Source organism: Shewanella sp. 6_MG-2023 (assembly GCF_030547195.1).
Classification (GTDB): domain Bacteria; phylum Pseudomonadota; class Gammaproteobacteria; order Enterobacterales; family Shewanellaceae; genus Shewanella.
Genome location: NZ_JAUOQU010000029.1, coordinates 49314 through 68346, shown reverse-complemented (window position 1 = coordinate 68346; position 19033 = coordinate 49314). Strand labels below are relative to the sequence as shown.

At 44.4% G+C, this 19033-nt stretch carries 8 protein-coding genes and 1 pseudogene; 3 read left to right on the top strand and 6 right to left on the bottom strand.

Translation table 11 applies throughout. The features are described 5' to 3' along the window. Window positions 1-9018 (top strand): VCBS domain-containing protein (locus Q4533_RS15880; protein ID WP_303503275.1); only part of this gene is annotated, 9018 nt, incomplete at its 5' end. 94 nt (window positions 9019-9112) lie between these two features. On the opposite strand, the gene Q4533_RS15875 is transcribed toward Q4533_RS15880, so the two are convergent. The 6 genes and pseudogenes from Q4533_RS15875 to Q4533_RS15850 all read right to left on the bottom strand — a co-directional run bounded on the left by Q4533_RS15875 (window position 9113) and on the right by Q4533_RS15850 (window position 15519). Then, window positions 9113-10102, bottom strand: coding sequence for a lipid A deacylase LpxR family protein (locus tag Q4533_RS15875; protein ID WP_241904054.1), 990 nt, complete (start codon window positions 10100-10102; stop codon window positions 9113-9115). A 349-nt stretch (window positions 10103-10451) separates the two neighbouring features. Beyond that, a complete protein-coding gene (locus tag Q4533_RS15870) occupies window positions 10452-11957 on the bottom strand; it encodes an EAL domain-containing protein (RefSeq protein ID WP_303503273.1) in 1506 nt (501 codons plus the stop codon). A gap of 74 nt (window positions 11958-12031) precedes the next feature. Continuing rightward, window positions 12032-12259: pseudogene (locus Q4533_RS15865) on the bottom strand (pseudouridine synthase); the annotation flags it as partial. Between the two features lie 120 nt (window positions 12260-12379). Then, window positions 12380-13345: a pseudouridine synthase gene (locus Q4533_RS15860; RefSeq protein ID WP_303503271.1), complete on the bottom strand. Its 966-nt coding sequence runs from the start codon at window positions 13343-13345 to the stop codon at window positions 12380-12382. 177 nt (window positions 13346-13522) lie between these two features. Beyond that, window positions 13523-14125 (bottom strand): LON peptidase substrate-binding domain-containing protein, encoded by a 603-nt coding sequence (locus Q4533_RS15855; RefSeq protein ID WP_102476537.1) that lies wholly within the window; start codon window positions 14123-14125, stop codon window positions 13523-13525. A 338-nt stretch (window positions 14126-14463) separates the two neighbouring features. Further along, window positions 14464-15519: an alpha/beta hydrolase gene (locus Q4533_RS15850; protein ID WP_303503269.1), complete on the bottom strand. Its 1056-nt coding sequence runs from the start codon at window positions 15517-15519 to the stop codon at window positions 14464-14466. Between the two features lie 158 nt (window positions 15520-15677). Here Q4533_RS15850 and Q4533_RS15845 point away from each other — a divergent pair, with 158 nt between their 5' ends. Both Q4533_RS15845 and Q4533_RS15840 read left to right on the top strand, forming a co-directional pair. Beyond that, on the top strand, window positions 15678-16139 hold the full coding sequence (locus Q4533_RS15845; protein WP_303503267.1) for a YhcH/YjgK/YiaL family protein: 462 nt from the start codon (window positions 15678-15680) through the stop codon (window positions 16137-16139). 367 nt (window positions 16140-16506) lie between these two features. After that, entirely contained in the window at window positions 16507-18882 is a 2376-nt protein-coding gene (locus Q4533_RS15840) for an aminotransferase class V-fold PLP-dependent enzyme (RefSeq protein ID WP_303503265.1), read from the top strand. Window positions 18883-19033 lie beyond the last annotated feature (151 nt).

Genomic DNA, 19033 nt, shown 5'->3' with positions numbered 1-19033 from the left:
CAAGCCACCTCACTACAAGGTCAGTTTGGTACTCTATCAATCAATGAATTAGGTCACTGGACCTACACCGCTGATAACTCACAAACAGCCATTCAAGGTTTAAAAACAGGTGAGTCAGTTACTGATACAGTATTAGTTCATTCGGTTGATGGCACAGAACAAAAAATCACTGTGACCATTAACGGCACTGATGATAAAGCCTTGATTGCGGGCACCTCAACCGCCAGCTTAACTGAAGATAAAGACGTGCATGGTGGGCAGCTTCGCGTCGATGGTGCGCTGACGGTAACGGACCTCGATGCAGGTCAAAGCCAATTTACCGCCACCTCATTACAAGGTCAGTTTGGTACTCTATCAATCAATGAGTTAGGTCACTGGATCTACACTGCTGATAACTCACAAACAGCCATTCAAGGTTTAAAAACCGGTGAGTCAGTTACTGATACCTTAATCGTTCACAGCATCGATGGCACTGAACAAAAAATCACTGTGACCATTAACGGCACTGATGATAAAGCGGTTATTGGTGGCACATCAACAGCCAGTTTAACCGAAGATCAAGATGTTCACTCTGGCCAGCTTCGAGTAGATGGTGCACTCACTGTTACCGATTTAGATAACGGCCAAGCTCAGTTTTCAGCGACATCATTGCAAGGTCAGTTCGGCACGTTATCGATTAACAGTTTAGGCCATTGGACCTATACCGCTGATAATTCTCAACCAGCGATTCAAGGCCTTAAAACAGGCGAGTCATTCACCGATACTTTATTAGTTCATTCAGTCGATGGCACTGAACAAAAAGTTACCGTTACTATTAACGGTACTGATGATAAAGCCGTGGTTGCAGGAACAAGTACCGCACAATTAACCGAAGATAAAGACGTCCATCAAGGACAACTGCATGTCGATGGCGCACTCACAGTAACCGATGTAGATTCAGGACAAAACCAATTCCAGGCCACAGTGCAACAAGGTCAATTCGGCAGCTTATCCATAAACGATTTAGGCCATTGGACTTACATTGCTGACAACTCTCAGCCGAGTATTCAAGGTCTTAAAACTGGCGAGTCACTAACCGATACTTTATTAGTTCATTCTGTTGATGGCACTGAACAAAAAGTTACTGTGACCATTAACGGCACTGATGATAAAGCGGTCATTGGTGGTACAAGTTCAGCACAATTAACCGAAGATAAAGACGTCCATCAAGGACAACTGCATGTCGATGGCGCACTCACTGTTACTGATGTCGATTCAGGACAAAACCAATTCCTGGCGAGTGTTCAGCAAGGTCAGTTTGGTACTCTATCAATCAATGAATTAGGTCACTGGACCTATACCGCCGATAACTCTCAGACAGCCATTCAAGGTTTAAAAACAGGTGAGTCAGTTACTGATACAGTATTAGTTCACTCGGTTGACGGCACTGAGAAAAAAATCACTGTCACCATTAACGGCACAGATGATAAAGCGGTGATTGCGGGTACTTCAACAGCACAGCTAACTGAAGATAAAGACGTTCACGGTGGACAACTCCGCGTTGACGGGACGTTAACCGTTACTGATGTCGATTCAGGACAAAACCAATTCCAAGCCACCTCACTACAAGGTCAGTTTGGTACTCTATCAATCAATGAATTAGGTCACTGGACCTATACCGCCGATAACTCGCAGCCGAGTATTCAAGGTCTTAAAACGGGTGGAACCGTTACCGATACAGTATTAGTTCATTCGGTTGATGGCACTGAGCAAAAAATTACAGTCACCATCAATGGTACTGACGACAAAGCCTTGATTGCGGGCACCTCCACCGCCAACTTAACTGAAGATAAAGACGTTCATGGTGGACAGCTTCGCGTCGATGGTGCGCTGACGGTAACGGACCTCGATGCAGGTCAAAGCCAATTTACCGCCACCTCACTACAAGGTCAGTTCGGCACGTTATCGATTAACAATTTAGGCCATTGGACCTATGCCGCCGATAACTCGCAGCCGAACATTCAAGGCCTTAAAACTGGCGAATCATTAACGGATACTCTCATAGTTCATTCAGTCGATGGCACTGAGCAGAAAGTTACCGTCACCATTAATGGCACTGATGATAAAGCCGTGGTTGCAGGAACAAGTACCGCACAATTAACCGAAGACAAAGACGTCCATCAAGGACAACTTCATGTCGATGGTGCCCTCACTGTTACTGATGTCGATACAGGACAAAACCAATTCCAGGCCACTGTGCAACAAGGTCAATTTGGTGCGCTTTCTTTAAATGAATTAGGTTATTGGACTTACACTGCTGATAATTCTCAGCCAGCGATTCGAGGTCTGAAAACTGGCGAGTCGCTCACCGATACGCTAGTTGTTCATAGTGTTGACGGCACTGAACAAAAAATCACTGTCACCATTAACGGCACAGATGATAAAGCGGTGATTGGCGGTACAAGTTCAGCACAATTAACCGAAGACAAAGACGTCCATCAAGGACAACTGCATGTTGATGGCGCATTAACCGTTACTGATGTTGATAATGGTCAAAATCAATTCCAAGCCACAGTACAACAAGGACAATTTGGCTCACTGGCGTTAAATGAATTAGGTCACTGGACTTATACGGCTGATAATTCACAACCATCTATTCAAAGTTTAAAAACAGGTGAAACGGTAACTGATACCTTAGTCGTTCATTCTATAGATGGCACCGAGCAACAGATCACAGTCACCATCAATGGCACTGACGATAAAGCTGTTATTACTGGAATTTCAACAGGTGACGTTGATGAAGGTCATGGCAGTTTTGGCGATATGTCACCAGATTATGCACAACCTGGTATGGCTAAACTTGGACAAGCTGCATTAACCGCTGATGGCAAGTTAGATATTGTTGACCCTGATACTGGTGAATCACAGTTTGACTCTAAAGGCGGTGCTTGGAACAATTCATACCACGGACAATATGGACATTTATTGTTAAACAGTGATGGAACTTGGCATTATGACGTGACGGTTGGCAGCGTAGATTGGGTCGGCAATAGAAAAACAACTATTGGCTCTACTATAGATAAACTCGGAGAAGGACAAACATTAACTGATACAATCACTATCCAATCAAAAGATGGTACTTCCCACGACATTGTTATTACCATTCATGGTGATAATGACCGCCCTTACTGTTCATCTGAAGTTGTGATTGTAAATGGCAGCGAAGATACCCGCCAAACTCTGACTACCGCACAACTGCTGGCTAATACCGTGGACGTCGATACAAACGATGCTGGATTACTCACAATTGAAAACCTGCATGCCGACCACGGCTCCATTTTGAACAATGCCGATGGTAGCTTCACCTTTACGCCTGAAACAGACTATAACGGCTCGGTGCATTTTAATTACGATGTCAAAGATGCCCACGGCGGTATCACCCATACAGGTGCGTCAACCACGCTCGCGGCAGTGGGTGATGCTGCAATTATCACTGGCGTTGATACTGGTTCAATAACCGAAAACAGCGCGGGTGTCGACATGTCACCTGACTATGCTCACTCAGGCATAGCCACACTTGGCAATACAACACTCTATGCGGATGGCAAGCTGACCATTACAGACCCCGATGTAGGCGAGTCAGGATTTGAACGCCAAGGCAGCAATGGTTACGACTATCACGGCACCTATGGCGATCTAATCTTACTCACCGATGGCACCTGGCATTACCATGCCGATGCTGGGCATCTATCAGGTATAGGTGCTAGGCCCACAACGCGTGGCACTGCAATTGACCAGCTTGGTGAAGGCCAAAGCCTAACCGATACGATTACAGTCCACTCAAAAGATGGTACAACACACGATATTGTCATCACCATTCATGGCAGTAATGACCGCCCCTATTGCTCATCCGAGGTCGTACTACAAAGTGGCAGCGAAGATACCCGCCAAACTCTGACGACAGCACAACTACTTGCCAATACCGTGGACGTCGATAAAAACGATGCCGGTAAACTAACCATTGAAAACCTACACGCCAACCATGGTTCCATTCTAAACAATGGCGATGGCACCTTCACCTTTAGCCCAGAAAAAGACTATAACGGCGATGTCCATTTTAGCTATGACGTCAAAGATGCCCACGGTGGTGTGACCCACACTGGCGCATCAACGACGCTCTCGGCGGTTGGCGATGCTGCCCAAATCGCTGGCGTTGATACTGGTTCAATAACCGAAAGCAGCGCGGGTGTCGACATGTCACCTGACTATGCTCACTCAGGCATAGCCACACTTGGCAATACAACACTCTATGCGGATGGCAAGCTGACCATTACAGACCCCGATGTAGGCGAGTCAGGATTTGAACGCCAAGGCAGCAATGGTTACGACTATCACGGCACCTATGGCGATCTAATCTTACTCACCGATGGCACCTGGCATTACCATGCCGATGCTGGGCATCTATCAGGTATAGGTGCTAGGCCCACAACGCGTGGCACTGCAATTGACCAGCTTGGTGAAGGCCAAAGCCTAACCGATACTATTACGGTTCACTCAAAAGATGGTACAACACACGATATTGTCATCACCATTCACGGCAGTAACGACAGACCTTACTGTTCATCTGAAGTGGTGCTACAAAGTGGCAGCGAAGATACACGCCAAACCTTAACCACCGCGCAACTATTAGCGAATACAGTCGATGTGGATGCCAATGACGCCGGTAAACTAACCATTGAAAACCTACACGCCGACCATGGTTCGATATTAATTAATGGCGATGGCACCTTTACCTTTACGCCAGAAAAAGACTATAACGGCGATGTCCATTTTAGCTATGACGTTAAGGATGCCCACGGTGGTGTGACCCACACCAGTGCAACCACCAACTTGGCTGCGGTTAACGACAACCCTGATGTGACGCCTTTAACAGACAGTGTCAGTGAGGGGGCCGATAATCATCACACCCTCAATCTGCTAATAGGTGCCACAGATAAAGAGGGCGACGCTTTAACCATCAGCCACCTTGAATATGCCATCGATGGTCAACCTCAGTCGAGCCAACTTCCAACGGGCATTACCTTAGATACTGATGGGCATACGTTAATTGTTGATGCCACTGATCCCGCATTTAACCATTTGGCCAATGGTCAGTCGCAACAACTCGCTATCACTTATCAAGTAGAAGATGGCCATGGTGGAAGTACGCAACAAACCGCCACGCTTACGATTGCCGGGACAGATGATAAAGCCACACTGGTTTCTAATGTCATTCAGCTCACTGAAACACAAGCGCTGGATAGTGAATTTAAATTCTATAGAGGCCAGCTTCAGCTAATTGACCCTGATAGTGGTGATAACACTCAGTTTGTTTTTAGCGGGAAGTATTTAGGCCAAGGGGTTGAGCCTGGTCACCTTGATGTTTGGCCTAATGGCACTTATCAATTCAGATTAGAAGCTGTTACCAATCGTCATGCGGACGATCTCATTGGTAGCCTACATGCTGGCGAGTCGATGGAGCTCCCCTACGAAATCGAAACCAATGATGGTCAAAAGCTCACCATTATGGTGAAGGTGACCGGTGAAGATAACCAAGCAAAAATTGCAGTGACGCCCTACTCCAGCCTCAATAATCATGTTTACGAAGATCACACTTCCTTTGGCAATACCACTAATCAGCTCAGCAGTGGCGGCACGTTACACGTGATTGACCCCGATCACGACCAAGCCGGTTTTATTGCACAAACCATCACCACCGCCGAAGGTGGTCGGTTCAATATCAACGCAAAGGGCCATTGGTCATACGATATTGACAATGATAAAGTCCAACATTTAGGCGCAGGGGAAAGCTTCCAGCAAACCTTTACCGTTGAATCTATTGATGGCAGTGCTAAAAAAGATATCACAGTGACCGTTCATGGCACCAATGATGCCCCAGTTGCATCAGCTGAAGTACGTTTAGCGAATGGCTTAGAAGATACCCAGATAGTCCTCACCCCAGCACAGCTACTGGCTAACACAACTGATATCGATGACAACGATATTGGCAAATTATCCATTGAAAACCTACAGGCCGACCATGGTTCGATATTAATTAATGGCGATGGCACCTTTACCTTTAGCCCAGAAAAAGACTATAACGGCGATGTCCATTTTAGCTATGACGTTAAGGATGCCCACGGTGGTGTGACCCATACAGCTGCTAGCACCACGCTCGCAGCGGTGAACGATGCAGCCCTGATCAATGGCCAGTCACAAGCATCATCGAACGTCGATATCTTCGAAGATGGTGCAACGAGTCGTCTGACGGGGCAGTTAACACTGACAGATGTCGACAGTGGCGAAAATCAGTTTGCCACAATCAGCCAGTTAGCGGGGCAGTATGGTTATCTGTCAATGGATCAGCAAGGCAATTGGTCTTATACCTTAGACAATTCACTCGCTACCACTAATGGTTTGGTTGCCGGGCAAGTTGTGACCGAAAGCTTTACCCTTACCTCACCGGACGGCACTGCTAGCCACACCATCAATGTGCAAATTCATGGCCATGATGACACGCCAAGCGTGAGCGTTAATGAAGGTGGCGCGGTTAAATCTCTCGATTTACTCGGTGGACTGAGCAGTGGCACTGTAAGCCACATGCAATTTTCGACCGACGGTGTTCATTACACTAATCAGGTACCCGATGGCTTTATGCTAGCCGGCGACGGCCATACATTACAGGTCGATCCGGCGCACAATAGCTACAACCATTTGGCCAACGGCATCGCCTTAAAAGTTGACATTAAGTATGAGCTACAACAAGGAGCTGGTAGCAATGTGCAGACATCGCAGCAGCAAGCTCAAGTCGTCGTCACAGGCACCAGTGATCGTCCAATCATCCACAGTTTTAACCCACATTCTCAGCAGAATAACGGCCCCGTTACAGGCAACTTACTGCAGGGGGCTACGGATGTTGATGATGGCGCACAGTTAGTGCTTGATGATATGCAATTTCAAGACCCAGTAACGCATCACTATGTAACGGTTCAAGCTGGGCAAACTCATAACATTACTGGTGTTGGGGTTATCGCAATTTCAGCCAACGGCGACTACACCTTTACCCCAAACAGTCAATTTAGCGGGCAAGTGCCTAATCTTATCTACCGCGTCACAGACACGAATGGTGATTATGCAGACAATAGTCAGAACAACTTAACTATTCATATAGACCCTTACCAAGCCCCGATCATTATTGCGCCATTAGCAGTCTCGCTGGCCCATGATACCGGCAGCTCGGCCACAGACTTGATCACTCAAGATGGGGCGCTTAGCATCTCAGGTCAAACCGCTGGAATGCAGGTGGAGTATTCCACAGATGGTGGTGCCCATTGGAGCAGCCAATTTACTCCTGTCGAGGGACTTAATCAGCTACAGGTAAGGCAAACTGACAACGCTGGGCACACATCAAAAGCCACCAGTATTGATTTTACGCTAGACACTAATGTAGCAGCGCCACACATTAGCCTTGACCCTATCACTGCTGATGACGTGCTCAATCAGGCCGAGCTCAGTGGCAGCGTGCCAGTCACTGGTACTGTGGGGAGTGAAGTCAGCGTTGGCGACAATATCACCCTTACACTAGGCACACACACTTACACTGGCGCCGTGGATGCACAACATAGATTCTCAATCGACATCCCAGCCAATCAACTGAGCAGCCACACCAACATTAGCGCATCAGTCACCATAACGGATACAGCAGGAAACAACGCTACTGCGACGGATAATCATCACTACAGCACCGATACTAACGCGGCCATTAGGGTTAACCCAATCACTAGCGACAATATCATTGAAGCCAGCGAACACCAGCAAGCGGTTGATATAACCGGTACAGTATCTGGCGTTGAAGATGGGCAAACGGTTACAGTAACGATTGCGGGTCAGCAGCATCAAGCCGTGGTAACTCAAGGCGCTTGGCACACTTCATTAACCGCAGCGGAGGTTCAGGCGCTGCCAGGGGGAACGGTTGATGTCACCGCATCTGTTCAAGATTTAGCGGGTAATTTAGCATCAATACACAGCCCTCTGTTTATTAGCGATAGCGCTAACCCTGTACCCACTTTGAGCTTTAAGACCCCCCCCACACCAACAGGTAGTGGTAGCATTGGCTCACATATCTCAGGCGATCTGGTTGCACCTCCAATAATACAACAGCTCAGCCCTAGTTTATCTGGCGCTGGGTGGGCAATCACTGATGGCCACGGTCATACTTCAACCAGTTTGCAAGGCCAATACGGTACCTTAAGCATCGATCCCGTAACTGGCCACGTGGACTATGTTTATAGGCAAGCTCCGACTGCCGGTAATAAGGCGACAGGCGGCAGCCATTGGGCAGGGCAAACCACTTCAGAAGAACATCATGACGTATTTCAAGTTGTGTATCATGATGCACATGCGTCCAATGTTGATGTCAAAGTGAATGTAGATGTGACTTATGTTCATGGCCACAGTGGTCATAACCAAACCTCTACTCACCTTGTTGGCATGACAATCACACCCGATACATCTGCCGCTCCGCCACCTGCAGCGGACATGAACGACGTACCTGACGACATAATGACTTTTAGCGCAAGCATCACTGAAGATGAACCTTCATTTGATGAGGTGCTAGCGCATATTGGCGCTGATGATGAAAGCAGCCCCGAGCATCCCGAAGGTGCTCATTCACTTAACCAGTCCGGGGCGAGTTCTCCTATTGATCACTATCTACAGATGGTAGGCGTTAGTCATGCTGATATGAATCCAACTCCACAAGCAACAGTAGTGAATGATTTAGCTAATGTGGCGGAAACACTAGCGGCACCTGATGCCGATATGTTAGATGCCAATCAGGTCGACGCTTTTGAAAACCCGTTAGATGATGATAACCATCAGCAGCATAAAGATGAGTTATTGGCAGATTTAAATGACCAACCTGATCAAAGTGATACTAATCAGGCTAATGACGATGATTTGCTACATCAAGCATTAAATGACATGCACAATCAGGTCTAAAAAACTTTAGTCATAATAACTCTGTAATAGACTGAAAAGGCGCACCATGATGAATCATGGTGCGCCTTTTAAACATCGTTTTTTATAACCAGAATTAAAGCACTTTAGTGTAACTAATCACCCCATAGCCATGCCAGTCATCGACATCTGATTGATATTCTTTGCTATAAAAATCAAAGCTCCAACTCACAGACCATGTGGGAAATGCCCATATCACCCCTAAACTTGCTTGCGCTTGTTCATGCTTGATTTCAAGCGATGAGTCATAGGGTAAATCACCATCAATGGTTAAATCATTAAACCGATATCCAGCCTGCACCCTTGCATAAGCCGTCCAGCTACCATCAGAGTTAGCGGAATGAGTATAATTTCCTAAGTGACCAGCCTGACTTGAAAGTTGGCCAAAGGTTTGGTCTAAGTCATCACCCCAACGCAAGGTGAGACCGACACTCGATTGAGAACGAAAATTCCCAGCCATCGAATGATTAAATGCGCTTAAATCCCACTGACTATTTTCAAATGCTTGCTGACGAGTGAGTAAAGCTTCGACTTCATAGGCAAGTTGAAATGTCAGCTGATTCTCTATTTGATAATCCCAGCCACCCGGTTTAGTTGATGAGGTAATTTTATGCACCACTGATTGCAGCATTTCAGCCCCTGACGCAGGTCCCATAACACCAACAGACAACCAATTTTTTTGTGCCAGTGATGGGCTAAACACACCGGTATAGCTTTCTAACTCCAATAGACCTGCATAAGGTCTTTCTTCTGATTGTGGATAGTCATAGGCGATTTCAATTGGGGTCCACATTCGGCTATATAACTGAGCCCCACGGTGTGCTTGCTGTGTTTGTTGGGGGAATAAAAGTGCAGACTGCCATTGAAAGACCGATGCTGCCGCTGAAAAATTGTGTTCTGGCTTTGCATGCCAACCTATGACAAAACCATTGGAGTAATCACCATCTGAGCCGGTAACGATATCATTATCGAAGCTAAAATAAATTTGATCTGCTGTTACGCTAATCGGCGCTAAACTCGCTGATAACAGCAATACACCTGCCGCATTTAGGCTTTTTCTGCTCAATATACCCCCTATCAAATACGTCAGTTCACTACGTTAGCTCGACAACGTAAAGTTATTTCCAAAATCTAAACATTACTGTCATTAAAATGAGTAAGCGATTTTAGTTTACCTCTTTAGCCTCCCCACTCAATGATCATTAATTAAACAGCCTCGGCAACGGCTTTTATAGTCAGCCCGCTCTACAAAGCATTCCAATTTAAGCCATATTTATGCAATTTACATTTCATTTAGCACAATAAAACGCCAAACATTACCAGATGTAACCATTAAATTACTGACAATAAAAAGCCGCGATTCACTCGCGGCTACATACGTTAAAATAAGCACTGGTCGCTAATATCATTCACTGTTAATGGCTGTAACCAGCACAAAAATCATCAAATGATAAAGGTTTAGAGAACACATAGCCTTGAATAGAGTAAACACCATGCTCACTTAAATAAGCCACTTGCTCATGGCTTTCTACACCTTCTGCAATGATGTTTAAATTGGATTTTTGCGCAAATGAAATAATGGCTTCAATGGTTTTCGCATTAAAGTTATCTTGATGACCTATGGTATCAACAAACATTTTGTCAATTTTGAGGGTACTAATGCCTAAATTTTGCACATAGCTAAAACCCCCATAACCCGTGCCGGCATCATCTAATTTTAAATCTATGCCGATAGCATAAAACTTATCTAACATTTTACGCGCAGCAACTAAGTCACTAATAGGATGACGCTCAGTGATTTCTAATGAAATACGATGTTGTTTCAACTCGCCTGATTCAACAACGCCTTTTAGCAGTTGATACAAATCATCATTATCTAAATGCTCTGGCACAATATTAACGCTAAAAAATAATGGTTCTCGTGTAACCGCAAGTTGCTTAACATCATTAAAAACATGCGCCAACAATACCTTGGTCATATCAACAATTAAGCCATTGGCTTCTGCGTAAGGAATAAACTGATTCGGTGGCATTAAACTGCCATCTTGCCGTTGCCAACGCATGAGCACTTCTGCACCAATGACTTTTTGACTGCGAGAATCGACAATAGGCTGATAAAAAGGAATAAACTCAGACCGCTTAATCCCTTGAATAATTTGGCTATGAACAGATTGACTATGGTTAAACCATAAACGGGCGATATACGAGACCCAAGAAGCCAAAATGCTGGCAATGATTAAAACAATCCACCAAGAAAAGTAGGTATATTGCTCATAAAACTCACGATTACCTGATAATTCAAAGGTTGCGTCAAAATAGTCAGTGGTTAAGTTAACCGCCTCACTCACGTAATAATCACCATCAAAGCTTTCAAAACCAAATGTTAAAAAAGGACTCGAATCGAACGATAATCGATATTCTAAACATTTCTCGCAGCTCATCGGAACAAAATAACTCGGCTCTAACGGGAGTATGCTCGCGGCGTAAAAAATATCCCCCATATTGCGAATAAGCACTAATTCCAGATGCTGATCACTTTCAGACTCTAGTATCCCTAAACTATAGGTTTCACTAATTTGATGATGTTTCACATCGTGAAGTTCTCGAATAATCTCGTTAGATTCACAATATATATTTAGCCCTTTCGTTACGCCAATCCAACGAATAAAGCTTGCATCAAATACTGCGCGCTTTAACTGCGCCTCTACCTCAGTGCTACACACAAACGAATCAAAAGTGATTTCGGGTAATTCATTTAATTCTGCCGCACTGGTTTTAATTAAGTGCTCAAACTTATCCGTTAAAATTGCTGCGTCACGGGCAATGACTTGCTTGGCCAATAAATGATCGACACCACGCAGTAAACCAACACTGATAAGTAATGCAACTAAAAAAATCAGGCAATATGTGATTCGTTCCATGACAGCACCTAAATCCTATAAATTAGTCACAATATAACCTGACTGAGTTTGTTACGGTAGTGTAAATATCTATATTAATTGAAATTTAATTCATCACAGCGCCAATCATTACTTTGCTGTGTAATAGGATCAATAAACTGTAATCGTTGTGCCAATAACTTTAGTGGATTAGCAAAGTTATCAGGTCCTTTCGGTTGTAGCACAGGGTAAAACCTGTCGTTAAGCAATGGCATACCAATGCTTTGCATATGCACTCTTAATTGATGAGTTTTACCTGTAATCGGACTAAGCTCAAACAAACCACTAATAGTGAGTCATTGGTCGACAGTCGTTCGTCACAGCTCATAAAATTCATATATTCAGCGCACTAAACAGTTATCGCTGCGCGTGACTCATGCTGATATAGCATTTAATCAAGCAAGTTAAAGATCAAATTCAGCTTCATAGCCTTCGCAGCTCAGCTGACGCTCAATATGGCTAATCGGGTCAATAAACTGCAGTGATTTAGCAATTAACCGTAACGGTTTTGAAAAATCATCGGCACTCTTTGGCGCTAAAGTAGGATAATTAGTATCGTTTTCTAACGGCATTCCCAACGACATCATGTGTACCCTAAGTTGATGCATTTTCCCGGTTATCGGGCTCAGCTCAAATAAACCTTTATCGCCTTTTATGGCAATAAGGCTAATTTCAGAATGGGTATTGGGCTCACCTTCGGTCACTTTCATTAAAAAGCTTGGGGTTGAGCGCACCATCCTATTTTTAACCGTCCAGTGTATTGGCAAGGTTAATTCACCCGCTTGGGATTGTGCCAATAGTGCCGCTGTTAACTTAGCAATCGCTTGATATTGCTTTGTAATTTTGCCATCACTAAAAAGAGCATGATACGCATGCCTAGACTCAGGGTTAACTGTCATTAGCATGACGCCTGCAGTTGGCCTATCAAGGCGGTGGGCAGGAGTTATAGTGTCAATGCCGGTGGCAATCCTGAGCCTATGGATTAAGCATTCATTAACAAAGTTTCCGCTGGGGGTTACTGGCAAAAAGTGTGGTTTAAACACCAGCATACAATGCTCATCTTGATGCAAAATTTTCTGCACAAAAGGGATCTTGGTTTCCGCTGTCACTTCTCGGTAGTAATACACCCTTGTTGCAGGTCTATAGGCAGTATCGACAGTAATTAAGCTGCCATCTGCCCAATGCACTTTGCCGTCCTCAATCCGCTTTAACCACACTTGCGGTGGGATTTGCGCAAAATGCGACACTAAAAATTCCACCACGGTTTTTGGCGCTGTTGAACTTGCAGCTGCATTTTTCGAAGGATGAGTCAGTTGTGGTAACACCACATAAGAAGGTTGTGCAGCTCTAGCTGAGGTATCAGAAGACATAGTTACAATGATTAGTGACTTACATATCCCGTCAGTATAACGGACATGAGTAATATAAATGAACCTAAGCTTTCCTGTTAACGAGCCACTTGAAGTAAAATCCAGCACAGTTAGCCCAAACTTGGCGAGTTAAATACAATCACAGCGACTTGCTCGTCATTGCTGTAAAGCGGTAACTTAGGCATCTACATGGGACTTTAATAGCTGCAGCACAAAAGCCATAGTCTTGTGGCAATTAGGTTGCTCAACAAGCTGTAATTTATCCTTGTTATACATAGGTAACACTTCTAACCAACGCTGGCTCACCCAGGTGGCATCTTCTAAATGCACCTGATTATATAATTCCAATAAATCTGGGTTTACTTCATAAAATTGCTCTAAAGCGGCACTAATAATTTCAAACTTTTCGCCTATGGGTTCATCTTGCCAATTTTGACAGGCTAATGTGCGCGCAATCCAACTTCCATCCCTTAGTTGCGCCGCAGACAGAATTTTTACCCTTTGGCGACCTTCAATCACAATACTTAATGAGTCATCGTCGAGTTGATGAAAGTCGATAATCTCACACTCTGTTGCTGTGCTATAACATGGCGGACTGCTATTACCTTTACCGCTACTTTTACCGCTACTTTTGCTCGCAGCTAAGGCTAAGCGGTAGTCTCCTTTCAGCACACTAGCAACCATTAACAGCTGATTTGGCGATACCACTCTGATCTCTTGGCGGCCGCCAGGAAGAATAACCGCCTCTTGAATAACCAAGGCCATTTCTAATGTTTTCATAGCAGCCTCCAGACCATAGAAATGCTGATAAATATTCATTTAGGGCTTACACCACAAGGCGCAGCATATTTATATCGCCGATGACAACTAGCTCGCTTCAGCCTATATAATCAACTAGTTGTCACAGATATGAGCAAATTAAGTTTAGTGCTTGATAGTTTATTTGCTAGTCACCATCCGCTTATCATTCTTTTTAATGATAGCTGTAATTAACAAATAACGCAGACTTAAGCGATTAATTATTAGACAGGGTGTTTTACGAAATAGTTTCAAAAAGCGATCAGATAGCGCTTAAGATAACCCTTAAATAGGAGGTTAAGAACAATCAATAAAGCAGCTTAAAGCCGCTCTAAATGACTCATCACCGACTGGTTTTCAATGATGCCGGCAAACTCAATCGCCAGTTGCTCACTGCGCTTAACTGACTCGCGCCAATAAGCGATACGACTGTCGCTATCAAGCTTTTTAAAGTCTTCACGATCAGGAATTTTCTGGTAAGGCAAAGAAGCAATAAAATCTGGGGTCGGCGCCAGGATCAGCGCATTATGATAATGCTTTTTAGCACGGCGCCATTTTAGTGATTTATCGAACCAGCCAGGGCTCATGTAAGGATAAAAGTGCGGATATAAACTTAAGCCTTCTGCGGCAGGTAAAGGCATATCAAAGTGATAATCAGTAATGCCGCCATCGTAATAATGACCGTCACTAACGCCATTGATTTGGGTCACTGGCGAGAGCAGTAATGGAATAGAGCCAGTGGCTAGCAGCACTTGATTGATATTACTGCGAGTTAATTGAGCATGCTCGGTGGGCAGATCGGATAATTGTGAAAAAGGCGATTTAACTTGCTGATGACTAAATACCAGTCTTTCAAAGTGCCAAGCTAAACTGCGACGGCTAACAGCATTAGACACTGCAGTAGCAGCCAGCCCCATTGCTAATTTTCCCTTGGAACGCCCAGCATTTAAATGCTTGGCCTTACACACCACAAAATGACTTTGAATAATACGGTTATTGACTATATCCATGGCGCCATTAGCACCTAATATGCCAGCAATAATTCGCTCTACCTGCTCAGTCACCTCTTGACGAGAAGGCACAGTCTCGTAGCGCTGATCGATATAATAGTCTTCAAAGCGATGATAGGCCTCTAACGGATTCTTTTGCGCTAAACAGCTTAAACGCCAGGCTCCAGATGAAGCACCCATGGTATAAAGTGGTGCTTGCCTGTCACTAAAAAACTCACTGAACAAGTATTTATCGAGCCCTGCGACGCCAATCCATTTGGGGCCACCTGATGCTGCAAACAATTGAGTAAACATCGACTGCTGTATGCCGTTTTGTTCAATTTGTTCAAATGCCGTTTTGCCTGCTAATAATCGTAATGCTGCCACTTGATATCCTATTCATGTCAACCGCACTATCATCATAACCAACTGATCGCCGCTTTGTCTAAGCTGATTATTTTCACAGCCCTGTATAAATATATCTGTCATGGTGCAGCATGCTAAATTAAGCGATAATGACTTATCTTAACTTTTAGAGACTTATCATGATTGTCGATACCCTAGCAAATCATCAGCTTTATCATGCTATTAGCCCAAGATTAGCCACTGCACTTGCTCACCTCGCAGCCACTGATTTTAGCCAATATGAATTAGGTAATTACCCCATTGAAGGCAAAGATATATTTGTTATCGTCAATGATTACCAAACCAAACCGAAACACACTGAGTCTTTTGAAAGTCATCAGCGTTATATTGATGTGCAATTTGTGGTTAGCGGTGAAGAAGAATTTGGCTATTTACCACTTGCAGATCAAGCGCCGTTAGCGCCTTATCACAATGAGCATGATTACAGTAAGTACGATTATGAAGCCAATAAAGCTAATGCGGCTTTTATACCCTTAAAGGCGGGTATGTTTGCGATTTTCTTCCCTGAAGATATGCATATGCCCGGCACCAGTGATACAGCCAAAGATGTCAGAAAAGTAGTCATCAAAGTGAGAGTTTGAGTTTCAGTCAGCTGTTGAGTTTACGTCTGCTTCAAAATCTGAAGCAAAACTTAAGCCTAGTCTGCTCATCACAAATAAAAAGGGAATAAGCGCTAACCGCCTTGTTCCTTTTTTTTTATCGTTCTTAAAATCAATAACAAAACAACTTCAAATCTTAGTTCACTCTAGTGACCTTTGGTTCCATACAAAGTTGCCGCCACACCAATTTAAAAACTCTCTTTACTAAAATGACAATTTATAGCTGTATTTTTTAATCTAAGCAAAAATGTGATCTTGATCGTGGTTATTAAGCTGTTAATATAACCGCAAGAAATTAGTTATAACTAAAAGCTATATAGCAACTAATCAACATGCGAGTCTTGCCCCTATGAAAAGCGCCACTGAACTAAGCCAAATATATCTCGATGCTAATGCCACAACTCCTGTGCTACCCCAAGCTGCAACGGCAGCATTAACCACCATGGAAACCCTATTTGGTAATCCAAGTAGTAGCCATATCAGCGGCCTTAAAGCCAAAAACCTGATGGAGCAGACTCGGGTAAAAGCTAAACAAGTGATTGGCGCTGACACAGGTACCGTAATTTTTACCAGCGGCGCCACAGAAGGGATCCAAACCGCAATAATTTCAGCCTTAGTCGCGGCTAAAGCAGCCGCTAAAACTAGCCTCAAGCAAGATCAAACATACAGCTTGTTATATGGCGCCACCGAGCATAAAGCGGTGCCAGAATCCTTAAAGCATTGGAATGCGATTCTTGAGATCAATGCTGAAATTAAAGCGATCCCCGTTGATCATATGGGGAATCTTGATCAAGAATTTATTGCTAAAGAAGCGCCCAATGCATTAATGATTTGCACCATGGCAGTGAATAACGAAACAGGGGTTTACCAAGACTTAACTCAGCTTGATAGCATCATCCGCCAAGCCAACCCAGCTATCTATTGGTTAGTTGATTGTGTCCAAGCACTGGGTAAAACGGCATTAAACTTAGCCAACACCAGTATCGATTACGCGCCTTTTAGCGGCCATAAACTGTATGCCCCTAAAGGCATTGGCTTTGTTTATATCCGCGAAGGTGCTCCATTTACGCCGATTATTGCTGGCGGCGGCCAAGAAAGCGGCCTGCGCTCGGGTACTGAAAACTTACCGGGCATGGCAGCCATAAATGTCATTTTCGATATGCTGTTAAATAACTCGCAATCAACCAATAAAAGCCAGTTTGCCGATGTCGACACCTTAAGGGCTTATCAACAACAATTAATTGATACCCTTAAAAGTGCTTTTCCTGCCGTAGTGTTTAACCACAGTTTTAGCAATAGCGTGCCAACAACCATCAACTTTGCTATTGCAGGCTTTAGTAGCAAAGAGATTATGGATTTATTTGATGCCGCCAATATTCGCGTCAGCTCAGGCTCGGCTTGTTCATCAAAAGTCACCCGTAGCTTTGTATTAGATGCCATGGGATTACCCAAGTGGCAAAGCGAATCAGCCATCAGAATGTCTTTTGGCCCAGCCATGACTCAAACGCAGGTGGATGAAGCCTGCATCAGAATTCAATCTGCCGCCAATGCATTAACCCATAGCTGTATGATTTTAGACAGTGGTGAAATAAGCGAAAAACAGCCATTAAATGGTTTGGTTCAATTACGCTCAGGCCCGAGCTGTAGTTGGATTTATGCCGATCAACAAAGTAAGCAAGCAATCATCATCGATCCACTGCCAGAACTAAATGAACGCTTAGATACCCTATTGCAGTGTCAGCAACTTGAATTAGTGGCGGTGATCGACACCCATGGTCATGCCGATCATGTCTCTAGTCGCCAATACCTTGCCGACAAACATTTGCCGGATCAATTAAGCGATCATTTAGGCTGGCCGCAAAACTGCAGCAACGTCACCCAAGCGGGCGAGTTGTTTGAGTACATCACTATTGGCAATCAAGCACTGCTGAAAGTTGCCACCCCAGGCCATACCGCCGACAGTATTAGCTTGCTGTTATGTGACCCATTTTCTAATGAATTATCTAATGAATTATCTAATGAATTACCTAATAAATCGACTGATGAATTACCTAAGGCAGTATTAAGCTCTAAACCACTTAGCCAGCAATGCCGCTTTGCCTTTGCTGGCGACACGATTTTAATGGGCAGTCTCGGCAGAACTAACTTTGACAGCAGCTGCGCTAAAGCCATGTTTACCAGCCTTAAGCGACTGCATCAGCTTATCGGTGACAATACCCTGATTTGTGCCAGCCATGACTATAACAATGAGTTCACTACCTCATTAGCAGCAGAATCTAGCCGTAATGCACTGCTGGCCAACACCTTAAATGGCCAATTAAGCCAAAGCCAATTTGAAAGCCTAAAAGCCCAGCTTGATAGTCAGTTGTGTGATGAGTCTGGCAGTGAAATTCTTTGCGGCGCATTGCCAGCTAACGCTGCAGCTAAAGTGAATATTACCGAATACAACACAGAGAGCTTAAGCAGCGCTTTATCAGCACAGCAAGTTAGCGTCATCGATATTCGTGAGCCCCATGAATACGCGCTGCAACCCACCAGTAGCACCAGTGAGAATGTGCCACTAACCCGCTTAGTGCAGTTTATTCAGCAGCATCAACACCAAAAGCACAAGCCGTGGGTTTTAGTGTGCCGCAGTGGTAGCCGCTCCATGGTGGCCGCCCAAGCCATGCAGCGTTTAGGCTTTGATAATATTGCCCACCTTAAAGGTGGTTATGCTTTAAATTAACAGCCATTGTGAATGCATTGACCACTGAGTAAATAACTAGTCAATAGCTGACAACTTAAGATGAATATTGCTTGATTAGAATCGCCTCAGGACGTTCTCTGGGGCTTTTTTATTGGTAAAGATTGGTCAGGCGGTTATTTCTTGTTAAAAT

What these genes read in the sequence shown, in the direction of transcription:
- Q4533_RS15870 (WP_303503273.1), bottom strand. Translation starts at nt 11,957, where the DNA reads ATGGAACGAATCACATATTGCCTGATTTTTTTAGTTGCATTACTTATC.
- Q4533_RS15860 (WP_303503271.1), bottom strand. Translation starts at nt 13,345, where the DNA reads ATGTCTTCTGATACCTCAGCTAGAGCTGCACAACCTTCTTATGTGGTG.
- Q4533_RS15855 (WP_102476537.1), bottom strand. Translation starts at nt 14,125, where the DNA reads ATGAAAACATTAGAAATGGCCTTGGTTATTCAAGAGGCGGTTATTCTT.
- Q4533_RS15845 (WP_303503267.1), top strand. Translation starts at nt 15,678, where the DNA reads ATGATTGTCGATACCCTAGCAAATCATCAGCTTTATCATGCTATTAGC.
- Q4533_RS15840 (WP_303503265.1), top strand. Translation starts at nt 16,507, where the DNA reads ATGAAAAGCGCCACTGAACTAAGCCAAATATATCTCGATGCTAATGCC.